Origin of the sequence: Bradyrhizobium sp. WYCCWR 13022, assembly GCF_030435535.1 — a bacterium.
In the GTDB taxonomy this organism is placed as follows: Bacteria; Pseudomonadota; Alphaproteobacteria; order Rhizobiales; family Xanthobacteraceae; genus Bradyrhizobium.
On the sequence record NZ_JAUIZJ010000010.1, the window covers coordinates 506,921 to 526,328 of the forward strand.

Below are 19,408 nucleotides of genomic sequence, written 5' to 3' on the forward strand. Positions count from 1 at the left end.
GGCGCGGCGACCGGAAGACCATGAAGCTGGCTGATCTCTTAGGCAATGATGCCGCAATCGAGCCCGGAGTTGCGGCGCTCGAGGTAACAGGCGTTGCCCTCGACAGCCGCGTGGTCAGGCCCGGCGATCTCTTCTTCGCGCTTGCGGGCGCGAAGACCGACGGTGCCCGTTTCATCGATGCGGCTATTGCGGCCGGCGCCGTGGCCGTGGTCGGAGATCATGCGCCTGACGGATGCAAGGTGCCGTTCATTGCCGTCGCCAATCCGCGCCGTGCGCTGGCGCTGTCGGCGGCGCGATTTTTCCCGGCACAGCCTGCGACGATCGCGGCGGTAACGGGAACCAGCGGCAAGACCTCGGTCGCTGCGTTCACGCGCCAGATCTGGGAGCGGCTCGGCCATAGCTCGGCCAGCATCGGCACCATCGGCCTCGTCTCGCCGAAGCGTACCGTCTATGGCTCGCTGACGACGCCCGATCCGATCGCGCTGCATCGGCAGCTCGACGAGATCGCGCGCGAAGGCGTGACGCATCTCGCGTTCGAGGCGTCGTCGCATGGGCTCGATCAATACCGCCTCGATGGCGTGCGCGTTGCCGCCGGCGGCTTCACCAACCTTACGCGCGACCACATGGATTATCATCCGACGGTCGCGCACTACCTCGCGGCAAAACTGCGACTGTTCCGCGAGCTCGTGCAGCCCGGCGGCGCCGCGGTGATTTCGGCCGACCATGATTGCTCGGCAGAAGCACGCGATGCGGCGAAGTCGCGCGGCCTGCGCGTGATGGCGGTGGGCCGTCACGGTGATGGAGCAGGTGAGGGCATTCGTCTCGTCGATGCCGTGGTCGAAGGCTTCTCGCAAAAGCTCGGCCTCGAACATCGCGGCAAGACCTGGGCGGTACGGTTGCCGCTGGTCGGCGAATTCCAGATCGAGAATGCGCTGGTCTCGGCCGGTCTTGCGATCGGCACCGGCAGCGATGCGGCCCATGTGTTTGCGAGTCTCGAACATCTCGAAGGCGCCAAAGGGCGGCTGGAGCGCGTCGGTGAGCGCAACGGCGCACCTGTTTTCGTCGACTATGCGCACAAGCCCGATGCGCTGGCGAAGGCGTTGCAGGCGCTGCGTCCTTACGCCAAGCGAAGGCTGATCGTCGTGTTCGGCGCCGGCGGCGATCGCGATGCCGGCAAGCGGCCGATCATGGGCGAGATTGCGGTCGAGAATGCCGATCGCGTCATCATCACCGACGACAATCCGCGCAGCGAGAAGCCGGAAGCCATTCGCGCCGCAATCCTCGCCACCGCCAGGGGTGCACGCGAGATCGGCGACCGCGCGGCCGCGATCCGCGCCGCGATCGAGGAACTGGAGGAGGGCGATGCGCTGCTCGTCGCCGGCAAGGGCCACGAAACCGGGCAGATCGTCGGCAGCCAAGTCCTGCCGTTCAGCGATCACGAGGCGGTTGCCGCCGCATTAGCAACGAGGGTCGCATGAGCGGGCCGATATGGACGGTTGCCGAGGTGTCGCGTGCGCTGGGTGCGAGCGGATCATTCCCTGATACCCCGATCGATTTCGTCACGCAGGACAGCCGTCTGGTGAAGCCGGGCAGCCTGTTCGTGGCGCTGAGCGGAACGCCGAGCGGCGGCTTCATCTCCGCCTTTGCCAGCTCGCGTGACGGCTGGGAGTTCGCGGACAAGGCGGAAGCGTCCGGCGCGGTCGCGATGATCGTGCCGCACGAGATCGCGGGCATCAGTGTTCCGCAGATCGTCGTGAAGGACACGCTGATCGACGGTCTCTGGCGCCTCGCGCGTGCAGCACGCGCGCGCTTCAAAGGTCCGGTGATCGGGCTCACCGGCAGCGCCGGCAAGACCAGCACCAAGGAATTCCTGGCAGCCTATCCCAATGCCTATGCAAGCCCGTCGAGCTTCAACAATTTCTGGGGCGTGCCGCTGACGCTGTGCAATGCACGACCTGATGCGAGCCTCTGGGTCGTCGAGATGGGCATGAACCAGCGAGGCGAGATCGCGCGGCTCAGCGAATTGACGCGGCCGGCCGTCGCACTGGTCGTCAATGTCCAGCCGGTGCATCTCGAAAAACTCGGTTCGCTCGACGCTATCAGGCGCGAGAAGGTGTCGATCGCGCTCGGCCTGCCAGAAAACGGCGTGCTGGTGCTGCCTGTAGGCATCAAGGCGCCCGACTGGAAGGGCAAGGTGGTGCGCTTCGGCGAGAAGGCCGAGGTGCACGAGGTCGCCCACGCGCCGCATGGCGAGAGCTGGCAGGTCGTGGCCGGGATCGGCAAGAAGGAGATCGCCTTCAGCCTGACGCCCGGCGCGCCGCACCGTGTGCAGAATGCGCTCGCCGCACTTGCTTCGATCCATGCAGCCCATCTCGATGTCGCAACGCTCGCGATCAAGCTCGACCGCGTCGGGATCATGACGGGGCGCGGCGTCGAGCAGGCGGTCGGCGGCGTCACCGTGATCGACGACAGCTTCAACGGCAATCCGGCAAGCGTCGCTGCCGCGCTGCAAAGCCTGCAGGCGCGCAACGTCACCGGCGGTCGCCGTATTGCGGTACTCGGCGACATGCTGGAGCTGGGCGAGGACGCGCCTGAATACCACACTGCGCTGACCTCGCATCTCGACGGCATCGACGGCATCTATTGCGTCGGGCCGCTGATGCGCCACCTCTATGACGCGCTTCCCGCCGGGAAAGGGCTCGGCTGGCACGACGATCCCGCGACGCTTGAGGCGAGCGAGGTCGCTAGCTTGCTGAAGGCAGGCGACGTCGTGGTTGTCAAGGGCAGCAAGAAGATGTTCTGGGTCAACAAGTTTGTGCCGGGGCTAGTGGCCGCCTTGCAGGCAAAGGCGTAAACTGCTTGGAAGGCGCTGTTCCCGAATCCCACCCTTTGCGGCGCGCCGCCGTCCGGTTTTTTTGAGGTCGCCCGACCCCATGATGAAGGCCAGAGAATGCGCGTGAGACACGTTCAGGCCGTCGCGAAGGCCGCGAACGACAGGCGCCATAGGACCGACTGAATGTTTTACTGGCTGATCGAGCTCTCCAACACTATTCCGGGTTACGGTGCAGTGCGCACCGTTTTGAACGTCTTCCGCTACATCACCTTCCGCACCGGCGGCGCCATCGTCACCGGCGCGCTGTTCGTGTTCCTGTTCGGACCCTGGATCATCGATCATCTGCGCATCCGCCAGGGCAAGGGCCAGCCGATCCGCACCGACGGCCCGCAATCGCATCTGGCCAAGAAGGGCACACCCACCATGGGCGGGCTGATGATCCTGTCCGGCCTCACGGTGGGCACCGTGCTGTGGTGCAATCCGCTCAATCCCTACGTCTGGATCGTGCTGGCGGTGACGCTCGGCTTCGGCTTCGTCGGCTTCTATGACGATTACCTCAAGGTGACCAAGCAGACCACGAGCGGGTTCGGCGGCAAGCTGCGCCTCTTGATCGAAGGGATCATCGGCCTCGTTGCCTGCTATGCGCTGGTGCGGCTGAACCGCGATCCCGCGTCGACCGCGCTGACGATCCCTTTCCTCAAGGACACCGTGCTGCATTTCGGCTGGTTCTTCGTCGTGTTCGGCGCCTTCGTCATCGTCGGCGCCGGCAATGCGGTGAACCTGACCGACGGCCTCGACGGCCTCGCCATCGTGCCCGTGATGATCGCGACCGCGAGCTTTGCGATGATCGCCTATCTCGCCGGCAACGCGGTGTTCGCCGACTATCTCCAGATCAAATATGTTGCGGGCACCGGCGAGCTCGCGGTGCTCTGCGGCGCGCTGCTGGGGGCCGGCCTCGGCTTCCTCTGGTTCAATGCGCCGCCGGCCTCGATCTTCATGGGCGACACAGGCTCGCTCGCGCTCGGCGGCATGCTGGGGTCGATCGCGGTCGCGGTGAAGCACGAAATCGTGCTCGCGGTGATCGGCGGCCTGTTCGTGCTGGAGGCGGTCTCCGTCATCGTGCAGGTGGTCTCGTTCAAGCTCACGGGCAAGCGCATCTTCCGGATGGCGCCGATTCATCACCATTTCGAGCAGCTCGGCTGGACGGAGCCGCAGATCGTGATCCGCTTCTGGATCATCTCGGTGATGCTGGCGCTGGCCGGCCTCTCCACGCTGAAGCTGCGCTGACGGTTCCGCGATGATCCCGGTCACATCCTTCGCCGGCAAGACGGTCGCGGTGTTCGGCCTCGGCGGCTCGGGGCTCGCCTCCTGCCACGCGCTGCAGGCCGGCGGTGCCGAGGTGATCGCCGCCGACGACAATGCCGAGAATGTCGCCAAGGCCGCGCAGGCGGGTTTCATCACCGCGGACCTGCGCAGCGTTTCCTGGGCGAATTTCGCGGCACTCGTGCTCGCGCCCGGCGTGCCGCTGACCCACCCGGTGCCGCACTGGAGCGTGCTGAAGGCGCGCGAAGCGGGTGTCGAGGTAATCGGCGACATCGAGCTGTTCTGCCGCGAGCGGCGGCGGCATGCGCCGAACGCGCCGTTCGTCGCCATCACCGGCACCAACGGCAAGTCGACCACGACGGCCTTGATCGCTCACTTAACGAAAGTCGCCGGCTACGACACCCAGATGGGCGGCAATATCGGCACCGCGATCCTGTCGCTGGAGCCGCCGCGCATGGGCCGCGTCCACGTCATCGAGATGTCGTCCTACCAGATCGACCTCACGCCCTCGCTCGATCCGTCCGTCGGCATCCTGCTCAATGTCAGCGAAGACCACATCGATCGTCACGGCACGATCGAGCGCTACGCTGCGGTGAAGGAGCGCCTGGTTGCGAATGTGCAAGGTGGCGGCACCTCGATCGTTGGCGTCGACGACGGTTATTGCCGCGACATCGCCGATCGGCTCGATCGTGCCGGCAAGAACGTGGTGCGGATCTCCGTCAAGAACCCGCTGGCTTCCGGCATCCACGTCGAGCACGGCACCATCGTGCGCACCGCGGGCGGTGCGCGCAGCGAGGTCGCGACGCTCGGCGGCATCGGTTCGCTGCGCGGCCTGCACAATGCGCAGAACGCGGCGTGTGCCGCTGCGGCCGCGCTGGCAATGGGCATCGGCCTCGACGTGCTTCAGAACGGCCTGCGCAGCTTTCCCGGTCTTGCGCATCGCATGGAGCAGGTCGGCCGCCGCGGCAACGTACTGTTCGTCAACGATTCCAAGGGCACCAATGCGGACGCCACCGCGCATGCGCTCTCATCCTTTGCCGACATCTTCTGGATCGCCGGCGGCAAGCCGAAGGCGGGTGGCATCACGGGCCTCACCGGCTTCTTCCCGCGCATCCGCAAAGCCTATTTGATCGGCGAAGCCGCGCAGGAGTTTTCCGGCACGCTCGGCGCGCAGGTCGCGCACGAGATCAGCCAGACGCTCGACGTTGCCGTCGAACATGCCGCACGCGATGCCGAAGCGTCGGGGCTCGCTGACGCGGTCGTGCTGCTGTCACCGGCCTGCGCCTCGTTCGACCAGTACCGCAATTTCGAGATCCGCGGCACCAAGTTCCGCGAACTGGTGCAGGGGCTGCCGGGCGTGAAGCCGGTGGTCTAAAGATGTCGCGACGACGCTGGATCGGACTTGTCGTCGCTCTCGCTGTCCCGGTTGGTTTCCTCTGTGTTGTCCTCGTTGACAACGTGATGCACCAATTCGGCGCCTGCCGTGTCATTCGCCAGCGTGCATTCGCCTCCCCAGGCGGCGGTCAGTTGGTTGTCGTGGTCTGGAAGTCGTGCGGAGCAACTGACAGCACGCAAGCCAGCGTCGTGGCCCGCGGTCGGACGTTCTCGCCGGAGAGCACGCCGACCTTTGTCAGCGTGCGCGGACATCCCGAGGTCGTCGTCGCCTGGAGCAGCGAGCGGGCGGTCAGGATCGGTTTCATTCCGGAACCAGGCCAGGTCGACAAGCGCGATCAGCGCGCGGGGGACGTCGCGATTACCTACGAATAGGGGTGTGGGGCGGCTACCCCTTGCGCCGCTGTCATCGCCCGGCTTGCCGTCTTCGCTAAAGCTTCGGCGGCCGAGCACCCTTGTGGCGCCGGCGTAGCTTTTGCGGAGCCGGGACCGGGCGACCCGGTCCTCCAAGTCGGCCGCGATTGAGAAGGCGCGGGGTACTGGATGCGCTGGTCAAGCCGGGGCATGATCCTGAGTTGTGTGGTGGCAGCGGGGATCATCTCCACTCATCCGCATTTCCTTAACCCTGCGGTAACCAACCTCGACGACCAATGGACGGACCTCTGTCCGAAAGCGGCCGCCCATGCTCTCCCGTGAAGAACGCACCCCCTTTTCCGAGTGGTGGTGGACCGTCGACAAGCCGCTGATGGGCGCCATCCTGGCGCTGATGCTGATCGGCGTGATCCTGTCGCTGGCGGCGAGCCCGCCGGTCGCGACCCGGATCGGGCTCGATCCCTTTCACTTCTTCACCCGCCACGTGATGTTCCTGGCGCCGTCTTTTATCGTGCTGCTCGGCGTGTCGTTCCTGTCGCCGCGGTCGATCCGGCGCTCGGCGCTGATCATCTTCACGATCAGCATCATCCTGATCGTGGTGACGCTGGCTGTCGGCCCCGAGGTGAAGGGCTCGCGACGCTGGATCACGCTGCTCGGGGTCAACATCCAGGCCTCCGAAATCGCAAAACCATCGTTTGTCGTCATCGCGGCCTGGCTGTTCGCGGAATCGACCAAACGGCCGGAGATGCCCGCGACTTCGATGGCGCTGGTGCTGCTCCTGATGCTGGTGTCGCTGCTGGTGATGGAGCCGGACTTCGGCCAGACCATGCTGATCCTGATGGTGTGGGGCTCGCTGTTCTTCATCGCGGGGATGCGCATGATCTGGGTGTTTGGTCTGGCAGGCCTCGGCGCGGCCGGTCTGTTCAGCGCCTATCTGCTCGTCCCGCACGTCGCCGGCCGTATCCAGCGCTTCATGAATCCAGCCTCCGGCGACACGTTCCAGGTCGATACCGCGATGGAGGCTTTCTACAATGGCGGCTGGTTTGGCCTTGGACCGGGCGAAGGGATTGCCAAGCGAAGCCTGCCGGACAGCCACACCGACTTCGTGTTTGCGGTCGCCGCCGAAGAGTTCGGCATCATCCTGTGCCTCGCCATGCTGGCGCTGTACGCCTTCATCGTGATCCGCACGCTGTCGCGCGCCTATGCCAATGAGGACATGTTCTCCCGCTTTGCGGCGTCCGGTCTCGCGATCCTGTTCGGCGTGCAGGCCGCGATCAACATGTCGGTCAATCTCCAGCTCATCCCCGCCAAGGGCATGACGCTGCCCTTCATTTCCTATGGCGGCTCCTCGATCGTGTCGCTCGCTTATGGCGTCGGCATGATGCTGGCACTGACGCGGCTGCGTCCGCGTACCGAGGTCGAGGCGAGCGGCCGCGCCGAGGCGATGCGGAGTTACGCGTAAGTCGTCATTGCGAGGTACACGCGCGACAATATTGCGCAGCGATCTTGTGCTGGTGCGACGAAGCAATCCGGGCTGTTCCGCGGAGGTAGTCTGGATTGCTTCGCTCGCAATGACGTGAGAGAGCCTGTAAAAGGGCACTTATGGACCAATCCCCCTTGATTCTTCTCGCCGCGGGCGGCACCGGCGGCCATCTATTTCCGGCTGAGGCACTTGGCGTCGAGTTGATCCGGCGCGGCTTTCGCGTCCGCCTCGTCACCGATGACCGCGCGTTGCGCTACAGCGGGTTGTTCAGCAAGGACATGATCGACGTCGTCGCGAGCGAGACCGCGCGCGGTCGCAATCCGCTTCAGCTCGCCTATGCCGGCCTGACGCTTGCCACCGGTACGCTCGCCGCGTACCGCCTGATCAAGCGATTGAAGCCCGTTGCCGTCGTCGGCTTCGGCGGCTATCCGACATTGCCGCCGCTGGTTGCCGCAAAATTCGCAGGTGTGCCCGGCATCATTCACGACGCCAATGCGGTGCTCGGCCGCGCCAACCGTTTCCTGTCGAGCCGCGTCCAGGCTATCGCAACGTCGTTGCCGGGCGTGCTCGACCGCGATCCGGCGCTGGCAGGCAAGACCACGATGGTCGGCACGCCGATGCGCCCCGCGGTCCTCGCCGCGGCTGCGGTGCCATATGCCCCACCCGAGGTGAATGGACTGCTGCGCCTGCTCGTCGTCGGCGGCAGCCAGGGCGCGCGCATCATGGCCGACATCGTGCCGGGTGCGATCGAGCGGCTCGAGCCCGCATTGTGGGGCCGGCTCATCCTGACCCAGCAGGTTCGCGACGAGGACATGGGCCGCGTGCGCGCGGTCTATGACAAGCTCAAGATCAAGGCGGAGTTGGCGCCGTTCTTCACGGATCTGCCGGCGCGGCTCGCCTCCAATCATCTGGTGGTGTCGCGCTCCGGTGCCGGCACGGTGGCCGAACTCGCCGCGATCGGCCGGCCCTCGGTCCTGGTGCCGCTGCCGAGCTCGATCGACCAGGACCAGTTCGCCAATGCCGGCGTGCTGGCCAAGGTCGACGGCGCCATCCGCATACCGCAGACCGAGTTCACTTCCGACCGCCTCGCTGCCGAGATCTCCGGCTTTGCTGCCGAGCCGGCGCGTCTTGCCGCCATGGCTGCTGCGGCAAAAGGGGCAGGCCGGCTCGACGCCGCCGAGCGGTTGGCCGATCTGGTCGTCAAAGTCGCGGGAATCTGACGCGAAAAAGCCCTTGTCTTCGTCTTCCAAAGCGGGGCATCCAGTACGAACGGCGCGGCCGATTTGGCCGTGACCTTTGCCAGATGCCGCCTGCGCAAGGCGGCGAGGTCAGGGAACAGAGCATGAGACTGCCGCGCGAGATCGGACCCATCCACTTCGTCGGGATCGGCGGGATCGGCATGAGCGGCATCGCCGAGGTGCTGGTCAATCTCGGCTATGCCGTGCAGGGCTCGGATGCCTCGGACAATTACAATCTCGACCGCCTGCGCAAGAAGGGCGCCAAAGTTTCGGTCGGCCACAAGGCCGAGAATGTCGACGGTGCCGAGGTCGTCGTGGTCTCCACCGCGATCAAGCGCGACAATCCCGAATTGATGGCGGCGCGCGAGCGGCGCATTCCCGTGGTGCGCCGTGCCGAGATGCTGGCCGAATTGATGCGGCTCAAGAGCTGCGTCGCGATTGCCGGCACGCATGGCAAGACCACCACGACCACGATGGTCGCAACGCTGCTCGATGCCGGCGGGCTCGATCCCACCGTGATCAACGGCGGCATCATTAATGCCTATGGCTCCAATGCGCGGTTAGGGGCCGGCGACTGGATGGTGGTGGAGGCCGACGAGAGCGACGGCACGTTCCTGAAGCTGCCGACCGATGTCGCGATCGTCACCAATGTCGACCCCGAGCATCTCGATCACTTCAAGACGTTCGACGCGGTACAGGACGCGTTCCGCCACTTCGTCGAGAACCTGCCGTTCTACGGCTTTGCCGTGATGTGCATCGATCACCCCGTGGTGCAGAGCCTTGTCGGCAAGATCGAGGATCGCCGCATCATTACGTACGGCGAGAACCCGCAGGCCGATGCGCGATTGCTCGATCTCACGCCGATGGGGGGCGGCTCGAAGTTCAAGGTCGCGTTCCGCGATCGCAAGACCGGCGCTGTGCACGAGATTCCTGATTTGATGCTGCCGATGCCGGGCCGTCACAACGCGTCCAACGCGACGGCCGCGATCGCGGTGGCGCGCGAGCTCGGCGTCTCGGACGATGCGATCCGCAGGGCCATCGCCGGCTTCGGCGGCGTCAAGCGCCGCTTCACCAAGACGGGTGAGTGGAACGGCGTCACCGTGATCGACGATTACGGCCATCACCCTGTCGAGATCGCCGCGGTGCTGAAGGCGGCGCGGGAATCCACCAACGGCAAGATCATGGCCGTGGTGCAGCCGCATCGCTACACCCGCCTGCAATCGCTGTTCGAGGAATTTTGCACCTGCTTCAACGATGCCGACGCGGTTGTCGTCGCCGATGTCTATGCCGCGGGCGAGACGCCGATCGACGGCGTCGACCGCGACCATTTCGTCGCAGGCCTGCGCGCGCATGGCCACCGCGAAGTGATCCCGCTGCCGGCGGTGACGGAACTCCCGGGCATCGTCAAGGGACTGGCGAAGTCCGGCGATCTCGTCGTGTGCCTCGGTGCCGGCAACATCACGCAGTGGGCGTATGCCTTGCCGGACCAGTTGAAGGCGTTGGGGTGAGCGCTCTTATGAGAGTCTCACAAACAGCCACACGGCAAACTGCGCTCCCTCCGCCCTTGTGGGGGAGGGCGGGGGAGAGGGGTAGCCACAAACTCCGATCTCGCTTGGGGCTACCCCCCGCCCTTTCCCCCAAGGGGGGAGGGAACGGAAACAGCGTGCCTTCCTCACTTGAGGGCGCCGCATGAGCTTCCCCGACATCACGCCCTCACTCAAGGCCGCGATGCCGGAGTTGCGCGGCCGGCTGCTGGCCAACCAGTCGCTCGCCGAGCTGACCTGGTTTCGCGTCGGTGGTCCGGCGCAGGTGCTGTTCACGCCGGCCGATGAAGACGATCTCGCCTACTTCCTCGCGCATCTTGCTTCCGAGATCCCGGTCTATGTCGTCGGTGTCGGCTCCAATCTCATCGTGCGAGACGGCGGCATTGCCGGCGTGGTGATCCGCCTCGCGCCGCGCGCTTTCGGCGAGACCACAGCGAGCGGCGATGTCGTCACTGCGGGTGCGGCCGCGCTCGACAAGCGCGTGGCGGAAGTCGCCGCCGGCGCTAATATCGGCGGGCTCGAATTCTATTTCGGCATTCCCGGCACCATCGGCGGCGCGCTGCGCATGAATGCGGGCGCCAATGGCGGTGAGACCAAGGATGTCCTGATCGAGGCGCGCGGCGTCGGGCGTGATGGCACCAAGCACGTCTTCTCCAACGCGGACATGAAATTCGTCTACCGCAATAGCGGCGTCGATCCCTCCATCATCTTCACGACGGCGCGTTTTCGCGGCGAGATCAGGGATGCTGAAACGATCCGCGCGCGAATGGCTGAAGTGCAAAGCCATCGCGAGACCGCGCAGCCGATCCGGGAAAAGACCGGCGGCTCGACCTTCAAGAATCCGCCCGGCCATTCCGCCTGGAAGCTGGTCGATGCTGCCGGCTGCCGGGGCCTGCGGGTCGGCGGCGCGCAGGTCTCCGAGATGCATTGCAATTTCCTGATCAACGCGGGCGATGCGACCGCGCACGACATCGAGACGCTCGGCGAGACCGTGCGCGAGCGAGTGAAGGCGAATTCCGGAATTGAGCTGCACTGGGAAATCAAGCGGATTGGAATTCCCGATTGATGGTCATTCCGGAGCGCGCGAAGCGCGAACTATGGTGCGCAATTGCGCACCTGAGATTCTCGAGATTCCGGGTCTGGTGCTTGCGCACCATCCCGGAATGACGGCACAGAGGTAACTGAGAACATGCGCATCACCATCCTCTTCGGCGGCTCCAACCGCGAACGTCTGGTTTCAGTCGCCTCGGCCCAGGCGCTCCATCAGGCGCTGCCCGAGGCCGATCTCTGGTTCTGGGACGTCGAGGACAAGGTGCATGTGGTCCAGTCGAAACGGTTGCTCGAACATTCCCGGCCGTTCGAGGACGAGTTCAGGCCGGGCACCTCAGGCATTTCACTGGCGCAGGCGCTCGACCAGGCCAAGGCGGAAGACCGCGTCCTCGTGCTCGGCCTGCATGGCGGATACGCGGAGAATGGCGAATTGCAGGTGATGTGCGAGGCGCGCGGCGTGCCGTTCACCGGCTCGGGCTCGGCTTCATCGCATCTCGCCTTCGACAAGATCGCGGCCAAGCGGTTTGCCGCGCTCGGTGGTGCGACGCCGCCTGCGGGCATCGCGCTCGAGAACATCGACGACGCCTTCGCCGAATACGGCCGGCTGATCGCAAAGCCGGCGCGCGACGGCTCGAGCTATGGCCTGATCTTCGTCAACGCCAAGCAGGATCTCGTCGCCGTTCGCAACGCGGCCAAGCACGAAGAATATGTGATCGAGCCCTACATCGCCGGCGTCGAGGCGACCTGCGGTGTCTTGGAGCGCACCGACGGTTCGCTCATCTCGCTGCCGCCGATCGAGATCATTCCGGGCGAGGGCAATTTCGACTACGCGGCCAAATATCTGCTGTCGACGACCCAGGAGATCTGTCCGGGTCGCTTTTCGGCGGAGGTCACCGCCGCGCTCAAGACGCAGGCCATGCTGGCGCACCGCGCGATGTCCTGCTCCGGCTACTCCCGCTCCGACTTCATCGTCTCGGACAAGGGGCTGATGTATCTCGAAACCAACACGCTGCCCGGGCTGACCAAGTCCTCGCTCTACCCCAAGGCGCTGAAAGCCGAGGGCATAGCCTTCGTTGATTTCCTCCGCGACCTGATCGAGCTCGCCGCGCGCCGGGTGCGGAAATAGTTAGGATTGGTTAACGGCCGGAACGGCCAAAACGGCCGGTTTGGCGGCCAAAACCGGTAAAATACCGGACATCGTGGCGCAACTGCCTCACTTGCCTAGGCAAAAAGCATCCCGCGTTAACGAACTTTACCTTTTGTTTACCAGGACATCCGAAGGTTAACGCTGGCGGCGCATATGGCGTTTTGGCTGCCGGCGCGTGAGTCGTTTCGGATGTTTCCGGTCGGCGAACGCTTTGAAGGGGAGCGGTTTCTTCAGCCGAAGACCATCACCCGGCCCGGCACGACCGAGACGTCATGTTCGCCAGGACCCGCGCGGTGTCGCGGGCAAACTGTTGACGAGCTCGTGCAATGGATGGTGCAGGAAGCCTCACCCGGTCGTTTGTGAGATCGCTGAGGCCCCAAGCTGACCTGAAGGCGGCCGCTATCGGAGCGGTCGTGCTTCTGCGCGAGTGGGTGCAGGACAAGCGCGCGGAGAAGCGCGCGAGCGCCAAGCAGAAGTTCAAGGCCAAAGCCGTCATCGAGCGCGAGCCGCCGCCGCGCCTGGTCGCGCTGATCGAGCGCTATCTGCCGCGCCGGGTCGGGATTACCATGACCGTGCTGCTGCTGATCGGCAGCTGCGGCCTCGGCATCGTCAAGGGCGGTCATCTCCAGGATTTCATCACCGCGGTCAGCGACGCGCGCAACGCGATGGCAAATTCGGCCGGCTTCCGCATCACCTCGGTCGTGATCAACGGCCGCAAGCAGCTCAGCCAGGACGAGATCCTCGCGATCGGCGGCGTCAGCGGCCGCTCATCGCTGCTGTTCCTCGATGCCGACGACGTCCGCGACAAGCTCAAGGCCAATCCCTGGATTGCGGACGCGACCGTGCTGAAGCTCTATCCGGGCCAGCTGATGATCGAGATCACCGAGCGCAAGGCGTTCGCGCTGTGGCAGGAGGCCGGCCGGCTCTCCGTCATCGCCGACGACGGCGCGCTGCTCGAGCCCTATGTCTCGCGCCGGTTCCTGTCGCTGCCGCTCGTGGTCGGCAAGGGCGCCGACACGCAGGCCCGCGATTTCCTGGCTTTGCTCGCCCGCTATCCGCAGGTGAACTCGGTGACCAAAGCCGCGATCTATGTCGGCGAGCGGCGCTGGAACCTGAGGCTGAAGGACGGTCTCGACGTCCGCCTGCCCGAGCAGGACGTCGGCAACGCACTCGCCGCGCTCTCCAAGCTCGACAAGGACGAACGCCTGTTCTCGAAGGACATCGTGGCGATCGACATGCGCCTGCCCGACCGTCTGGTGGTGCAGCTGTCCGACGACGCCGCCAAGGCGCGCGATGATCTGTTCAAGGACAAGAAGAAAAAGAAGGCCGGGGACGCCGCATGACCGGTCTTGATCGCACCCAGACGCCGAAGACGCGCCCGATGCCGCACAAGCGCGGCGGCCTGGTTGCCTGCCTCGACATCGGCACCAGCAAGATCGCCTGCATGATCGCGCGGTTGAAGCCGTCGCCGCCGAGCGAGGCGCTGCGCGGGCGCACTCATGCGGTGGAGTTGATCGGCTACAGCCAGATCCAGTCGCGCGGCATGAAGGCCGGCGCGGTGGTCGATCTCGGCGAATGCGAGCAGGCGGTGCGCCAGGCCGTCGGGCTTGCCGAGAAAATGGCCAAGGTCCGCGTCGAGTCCGTTTTGCTGTCGGTCTCCGGCGGCCGGCTCGCGGGCCAGCTGGTCGAAGCCGCGGCCGATATCCGCGGTGGCGCGGTGACGCCGGCCGATGTCAGCCGCGTAACCTCCACCGGCATGCGTCACGCCACCGGCGAAGGCCGCACCGTGCTGCATGCGCTGCCGGTCGGCTACACGCTCGACGGCGTCAAGGGCATCCGCGATCCTCGTGGCATGGTCGCACATCAGTTCGGCGTCGACATGAACGTCGTCACCTGCGATGCCACCGTTGCGCGCAACCTGATGCTGGCGGTGGAACGCTGCCATCTCAACGTCGAAGCCATGGCGGCAAGCCCTTATGTCGCCGGCCTGTCGGTGCTGACCGACGACGAGGCCGATCTCGGCGCCGCCGTGGTCGAAATGGGCGCAGGCACCACCACCATCGCGGTCTATTCCGGCGGCCGTTTCGTGCACGCGGCCGGATTTGCGGTCGGCGGGCAACACATCACGATGGATCTCGCGCGCGGACTCTCGGCGACCATTGCCGATGCCGAGCGAATCAAGACGTTATACGGCACCGTCATCACCGGCGGATCGGACTCGCGTGAGCTGATGTCTGTACCGACAGCCGGTGACGATCAGGATCTGCCGCAGATCGTTTCGCGCGCCACCATCGCCAACATCGTCAAGCACCGTGCCGAGGAAGTCTTCGAAATGGTTCGGGACAAGCTGAAGGATTCGCCCTTTGCGGCAGAGCCCAAGGGCCGCGTCGTGCTCTCCGGCGGCGCCTCGCAGCTCACCGGCCTCGTCGAGCTCGGCACCCAGATTCTCGGCCGGCCCGTGCGCGTCGGCCGCCCGCTCGGTTTCGGCCGGCTGCCCAACGAGGCGAAGAACGCCGCGTTCGCTGTGCCGGCCGGCCTTCTCGTCTACCCGCAATATGTTCACCACGAGCATGTCGAACCGCGGCATACGCGGCAGCAGGTCAAGACAGGGACCGGCGGTTATTTCGGAAAGGTCGGACGATGGCTACGCGAGGGCTTTTGATGACCGCTTTCCGCAAATGTCTGATTTCACCAACTCCCGCGGCCGCAGGCCGGGGCGAACCCACGCGCGCGTGATCGAGAGGCAAACATGACCATCAGCATCAACGTTCCTGATATTCACGAGTTGAAGCCCCGGATCACCGTGTTCGGCGTCGGCGGCGCCGGCGGCAACGCCGTCAACAACATGATCACGGCGGGCCTTCAGGGCGTCGACTTCGTGGTCGCCAACACCGACGCGCAAGCGCTGACGATGTCGAAGGCGCAGCGCATCGTGCAGATGGGCACCGCGGTGACGCAAGGGCTCGGCGCAGGTTCGCAGCCGAACGTCGGCGCTGCCGCTGCCGAAGAAGTCATCGACGAGCTGCGTGATCATCTCTCGGGCGCCAACATGGTGTTCGTCACCGCCGGCATGGGCGGCGGCACCGGCACCGGTGCAGCTCCCGTCATCGCCAAGACCGCGCGCGACATGGGCATCCTCACCGTCGGCGTCGTGACCAAGCCGTTTCACTTCGAGGGCGGCCGCCGCATGCGCACCGCCGAAGCCGGCATCGCCGAGCTGCACAAGGTGGTCGACACGCTGCTGATCATCCCGAACCAGAACCTGTTCCGGGTCGCCAACGAGAAGACCACCTTCGCCGACGCGTTCGCGATGGCCGACCAGGTGCTCTATTCGGGCGTGGCCTGCATCACCGACCTGATGGTCAAGGAAGGCCTGATCAACCTCGACTTCGCCGACGTCCGCGCCGTCATGCGCGAGATGGGCAAGGCGATGATGGGCACCGGCGAGGCCTCCGGCGACAAGCGCGCGCTGACCGCCGCGGAAGCCGCGATCGCCAACCCGCTGATCGACGACAGCTCGATGAAGGGTGCCAAGGGCCTCCTGATCTCGATCACCGGCGGCAAGGACCTGACCCTGTTCGAGGTCGACGAAGCTGCAACCCGCATCCGCGAGGAAGTCGACCAGGACGCCAACATCATCGTCGGCGCCACCTTCGACGAAGCGCTCGACGGCCTGATCCGCGTTTCGGTCGTCGCCACCGGCATCGAGCAGGCGGCAATCGCCCGCAACAGCCAGGCGACCTCCGCTCCGGTTGCGAACGCCGCACCGCAGCAGGCTCCGGCGGTTCCGGCGGCTGCCGCCGAAAGCCGTCTCGCCGACCTCACCGCACGCCTCCGCGCCGACAACCAGCGTCTGGCCGAACGCGCCCAGAAGATGGAAGCGCAGATCCCGGCCGCGGCCCCGGTCGCTGCCGCGCCCGTCGCACCCCGTCCCAACGTCGAGCGCGCCGCGCTTGCCGCGATCGCCGCAGCCGTGTCGGAAGTCCCGCCGGCGTCCGCGCCGCAGACCTACGGCGACGTCACCGTGCGGCCGATCGCGCAGAAGCCCACGCTGTTTCCGGAGCCCGAGCAGGCCCCGCTCGCCATGCACGAGCCGATGACGCCGGAAACCTTCATTCCGCCGCAGGCCGAGCGCGCTCCGGCCCGCGCGCCGCGGATGCCGCGCCTCGAGGAACTGCCGATGCCGGCCCAGGCCGAGCTTCGTCAGGCCCGTGGCGAAGTGGAAGAAGAGACGCCCCAGAAGACCCGTCTGTCACTGCTTCAGCGCCTCGCCAATGTCGGCCTCGGCCGTCGTGACGAGGAGAGCGAGGCGCCGATCGCGGCTCGCACCTCCGGTCCCGCCATGCCGGCGCTGCCCGAGCGCAAGCCGCAGCGGACCGTGCAGCAGCAGATCGCTGCCAGCGAGCCGGTGTCCGAGTATGCCCGCCGGCCCGCCCCGCAGGGTCTCGACGCCCATGGCCGCCCCGCACCTGTTGCGCCGGCGCCACAGGGAGACGACCATCTTGATATCCCGGCCTTCCTGCGGCGGCAGGCGACCTGAGGATTGTTACAATAAGGCAGACGCAAAAAGGTCCCGGCGGGAAGCTTGCCGGGACCTTTCCTTTTGTCCCGCGCATTTCCGGATTGCGTGTTCAAGCAACTGATTTTAAATCATTAATTAGCGGTTGGGTGCTTCAGTAAAGCTGCTGATATCAGTCCCAAACCGAGGTGCAATTTGGTTAAGCCTTGGCGCGAATACGGCGGGTTTGGGGTAACAATCGGTAAAAAAGCGTGAGTTGGCGCTGTTTGAGGCAGTGACTATGGTTTGCCGTGACTTGGGGATACGGAGATTCGGTCGGTCGATCTCAATCGATCAGTCGAGCCTCGTATAAGTCGCAGTGGGTCGTAGTGGGGCGGGTTCCTGATGAAATTTAGCCGGCAAACAACGCTTCGCGCGCAAGCCACCGTGGCCGGCGTCGGCGTTCATTCCGGTCTTCCAGTCACCCTGACGTTGGGACCTGCACCTGTCGATGCAGGTTTTATTTTTGTCCGCACTGGCCTCGAGGGAAGTGACCGCGAGATCCAGGCGACTGCCGACCAGGTGATCGCGACCGATTTCGCGACCGTCCTCGGCGACCGTACCGGTCCGCTGGTGTCCACCGCGGAGCATGTGCTGGCTGCGCTGCGGGGCATGGGTGTCGACAACGCCACCATCGAGATCGACGGTCCGGAAGTGCCGATCATGGACGGCAGCGCCGCGGCCTTCGTTGCTGCGATCGATCAGGCCGGCATCGTCACCCAGCCGGCTCAGCGCCGGTTCATCCAGGTTTTGAAGCCGATTTCGGTCAAGATCGGCGACTCCTTCGGCGAGATCCGGCCCTACGCCAACGGTTTCCGCGTCGAGGTCGAGATCGACTTCACCAACCCCGTCATCGGTCAGCAGAGCTACGCCTTCGAGCTCAACCCGGAGCGCTTCCGCCGCGACGTCGGCCGCGCCCGGACCTTCGGTCTGATGGGCGACGTTGCCCGGCTCTGGAGCGCGGGCTACGCGCTCGGTGCCTCCTTCGAAAATACCGTCGTGTTCGACGAGGAGCGGCTGCTCAACACCGAGGGCCTGCGCTACGCTGACGAATGCGCCCGCCACAAGGTGCTGGACGTGATCGGCGATCTCTCGCTGGCCGGACTGCCGCTGCTTGGCGCCTATCGCTCGCTGCGTGGCGGCCACAAGCTCAACCACGCCGTCCTGACCGCACTGCTTGCCGACCGTACTGCTTGGCGTGTGGTCGAGGGCGAGGCCGTTCGCCGCACCACGCGTGCCGTGGTCGAGGTTGGCAGCGGTATTGTTGGCGGCCGGATCGCCGCGGCCTATGGGCCGGACGTGTCCTGAAAGCCCGCTGCGGCAAGCGGCCAAGCGCCGATTTCTCCGGGAAACTCCTGGTAACCATGATCGACTAGGATTGCGGCGATTTCGCCTTAATCCGGGCGGAATGCCTGCCTATCCGATAGGTTAACAATCGTTTTTCGGTTACACCGACGTGGTCGCATGGCAGGCACCACGATCACATTTCGCGGCCGTGACGGGGATCACGGGCTGGCGGGCACCGCATCACAGGGCGTCAGGTCTTAAATTCATGTCGGCACAGCGTATGACGCGCGGATTTTTCTTGGGATCTCCAAAGGCTCCGGTCGAGACCCGCCGGCTGCTTCAGGCCGCGACCCTCTTCCTGCTCGCGCTGCCGCTGGCCGGCTGCGGCACCGGCTCCCTCTGGGACAAGTTTACCGCCAAGGACGATACCTTCGTCGAGGAGCCCGCCGACAAGATCTACAATGAGGGCTTGTACCTCATGAACGAAAAGAAGGACATGAAGGCGGCGAACAAGAAGTTCGAGGAAGTCGACCGCCAGCATCCCTATTCCGACTGGGCGCGGAAATCGCTGTTGATGTCGGCCTACGCGTCCTACCAGGGCGGCGACTATGACAGTTGCATCGGTGCCGCGACCCGCTACGTCACTCTGCATCCCGGCAGCCCGGATGCCGCTTACGCGCAGTACCTGATCGCCGCCTCGCATTACGACCAGATCCCGGACATCAATCGCGACCAGGGCCGCACCGAGAAGGCGATCGCCGCGCTGGAAGAGGTAGTGCGCAAATATCCGACGTCCGAATATGCGACCTCCGCCAAGGCCAAGATCGAGGGCGCACGCGACCAGCTTGCCGGCAAGGAAATGGCCGTCGGCCGCTACTACATGCAGAAGAAGGACTACACGGCCGCAATCAACCGCTACAAGGCCGTGGTGACGCAGTACCAGACCACGCGTCACGTCGAGGAGGCGCTCTACCGCCTCACCGAGGCCTATATGTCGATCGGCATCGTCGGCGAGGCCCAGACCGCCGCCGCCGTGCTCGGCCACAATTTTCCTGACAGCCGCTGGTACAAGGACGCCTATAATCTTGTAAAATCCGGCGGTCTCGAGCCGAGCGAGAATCAGGGGTCCTGGATCAGCCAGACCTTCAAGAAGATAGGCCTCTAGGTCTCGGCTAGGAAAT

Annotated in this window: 15 protein-coding genes; 14 read left to right on the plus strand and 1 reads right to left on the minus strand. The window is 65.3% G+C overall.

Translation table 11 applies throughout. From position 1 onward, the window contains the following. Positions 1–20: 20 nt before the first annotated feature. From QY049_RS18135 to murD, 4 genes are all read left to right on the plus strand, one after another. Positions 21–1,478: a UDP-N-acetylmuramoyl-L-alanyl-D-glutamate--2,6-diaminopimelate ligase gene (locus QY049_RS18135; RefSeq protein WP_301269784.1), complete on the plus strand. Its 1,458-nt coding sequence runs from the start codon at positions 21–23 to the stop codon at positions 1,476–1,478. Next, positions 1,475–2,854 (plus strand): UDP-N-acetylmuramoyl-tripeptide--D-alanyl-D-alanine ligase, encoded by a 1,380-nt coding sequence (murF, locus tag QY049_RS18140; RefSeq protein ID WP_301269785.1) that lies wholly within the window; start codon positions 1,475–1,477, stop codon positions 2,852–2,854. The genes QY049_RS18135 and murF overlap by 4 nt, the downstream gene beginning before the upstream one ends. Positions 2,855–3,016: 162 nt before the next feature. Next, complete coding sequence (gene mraY / locus QY049_RS18145) at positions 3,017–4,120, plus strand: phospho-N-acetylmuramoyl-pentapeptide-transferase (protein WP_194480109.1); 1,104 nt, start codon at positions 3,017–3,019, stop codon at positions 4,118–4,120. Positions 4,121–4,130: 10 nt separating this feature from the next. Then, entirely contained in the window at positions 4,131–5,531 is a 1,401-nt protein-coding gene (gene murD / locus QY049_RS18150; RefSeq protein ID WP_258765763.1) for a UDP-N-acetylmuramoyl-L-alanine--D-glutamate ligase, read from the plus strand. 148 nt (positions 5,532–5,679) lie between these two features. Here the strand turns inward: murD and QY049_RS18155 are convergent, their stop codons facing one another. Continuing rightward, positions 5,680–5,856, minus strand: coding sequence for a hypothetical protein (locus tag QY049_RS18155; RefSeq protein ID WP_194480113.1), 177 nt, complete (start codon positions 5,854–5,856; stop codon positions 5,680–5,682). A 374-nt stretch (positions 5,857–6,230) separates the two neighbouring features. On the opposite strand from QY049_RS18155, the gene ftsW reads away from it, so the two are divergent. The 10 genes from ftsW (at position 6,231) to QY049_RS18205 (ending at position 19,392) form a co-directional block, all read left to right on the plus strand. Next, complete coding sequence (gene ftsW / locus QY049_RS18160; RefSeq protein WP_194480115.1) at positions 6,231–7,382, plus strand: putative lipid II flippase FtsW; 1,152 nt, start codon at positions 6,231–6,233, stop codon at positions 7,380–7,382. A gap of 140 nt (positions 7,383–7,522) precedes the next feature. Beyond that, positions 7,523–8,623 (plus strand): undecaprenyldiphospho-muramoylpentapeptide beta-N-acetylglucosaminyltransferase, encoded by a 1,101-nt coding sequence (gene murG, locus QY049_RS18165; RefSeq protein ID WP_301269786.1) that lies wholly within the window; start codon positions 7,523–7,525, stop codon positions 8,621–8,623. A gap of 122 nt (positions 8,624–8,745) precedes the next feature. Beyond that, the gene (gene murC / locus QY049_RS18170; protein WP_301269787.1) at positions 8,746–10,149 is read left to right on the plus strand and encodes a UDP-N-acetylmuramate--L-alanine ligase; all 1,404 of its coding nucleotides are present in this window, start codon (positions 8,746–8,748) and stop codon (positions 10,147–10,149) included. Between the two features lie 181 nt (positions 10,150–10,330). Beyond that, the gene (gene murB / locus QY049_RS18175) at positions 10,331–11,251 is read left to right on the plus strand and encodes a UDP-N-acetylmuramate dehydrogenase (RefSeq protein WP_301269788.1); all 921 of its coding nucleotides are present in this window, start codon (positions 10,331–10,333) and stop codon (positions 11,249–11,251) included. Between the two features lie 123 nt (positions 11,252–11,374). Then, complete coding sequence (locus QY049_RS18180) at positions 11,375–12,361, plus strand: D-alanine--D-alanine ligase (protein ID WP_301269789.1); 987 nt, start codon at positions 11,375–11,377, stop codon at positions 12,359–12,361. Positions 12,362–12,708: 347 nt separating this feature from the next. Next, a complete protein-coding gene (locus tag QY049_RS18185) occupies positions 12,709–13,725 on the plus strand; it encodes a cell division protein FtsQ/DivIB (protein ID WP_301269790.1) in 1,017 nt (338 codons plus the stop codon). Continuing rightward, entirely contained in the window at positions 13,722–15,044 is a 1,323-nt protein-coding gene (gene ftsA, locus QY049_RS18190) for a cell division protein FtsA (protein ID WP_258765770.1), read from the plus strand. The genes QY049_RS18185 and ftsA overlap by 4 nt, the downstream gene beginning before the upstream one ends. 87 nt (positions 15,045–15,131) lie before the next feature. After that, on the plus strand, positions 15,132–16,922 hold the full coding sequence (gene ftsZ, locus QY049_RS18195) for a cell division protein FtsZ (protein ID WP_194480127.1): 1,791 nt from the start codon (positions 15,132–15,134) through the stop codon (positions 16,920–16,922). Between the two features lie 363 nt (positions 16,923–17,285). Next, on the plus strand, positions 17,286–18,248 hold the full coding sequence (gene lpxC / locus QY049_RS18200) for a UDP-3-O-acyl-N-acetylglucosamine deacetylase (RefSeq protein WP_194480129.1): 963 nt from the start codon (positions 17,286–17,288) through the stop codon (positions 18,246–18,248). Positions 18,249–18,492: 244 nt separating this feature from the next. Beyond that, on the plus strand, positions 18,493–19,392 hold the full coding sequence (locus QY049_RS18205) for an outer membrane protein assembly factor BamD (protein WP_194480131.1): 900 nt from the start codon (positions 18,493–18,495) through the stop codon (positions 19,390–19,392). Positions 19,393–19,408: the final 16 nt, after the last annotated feature.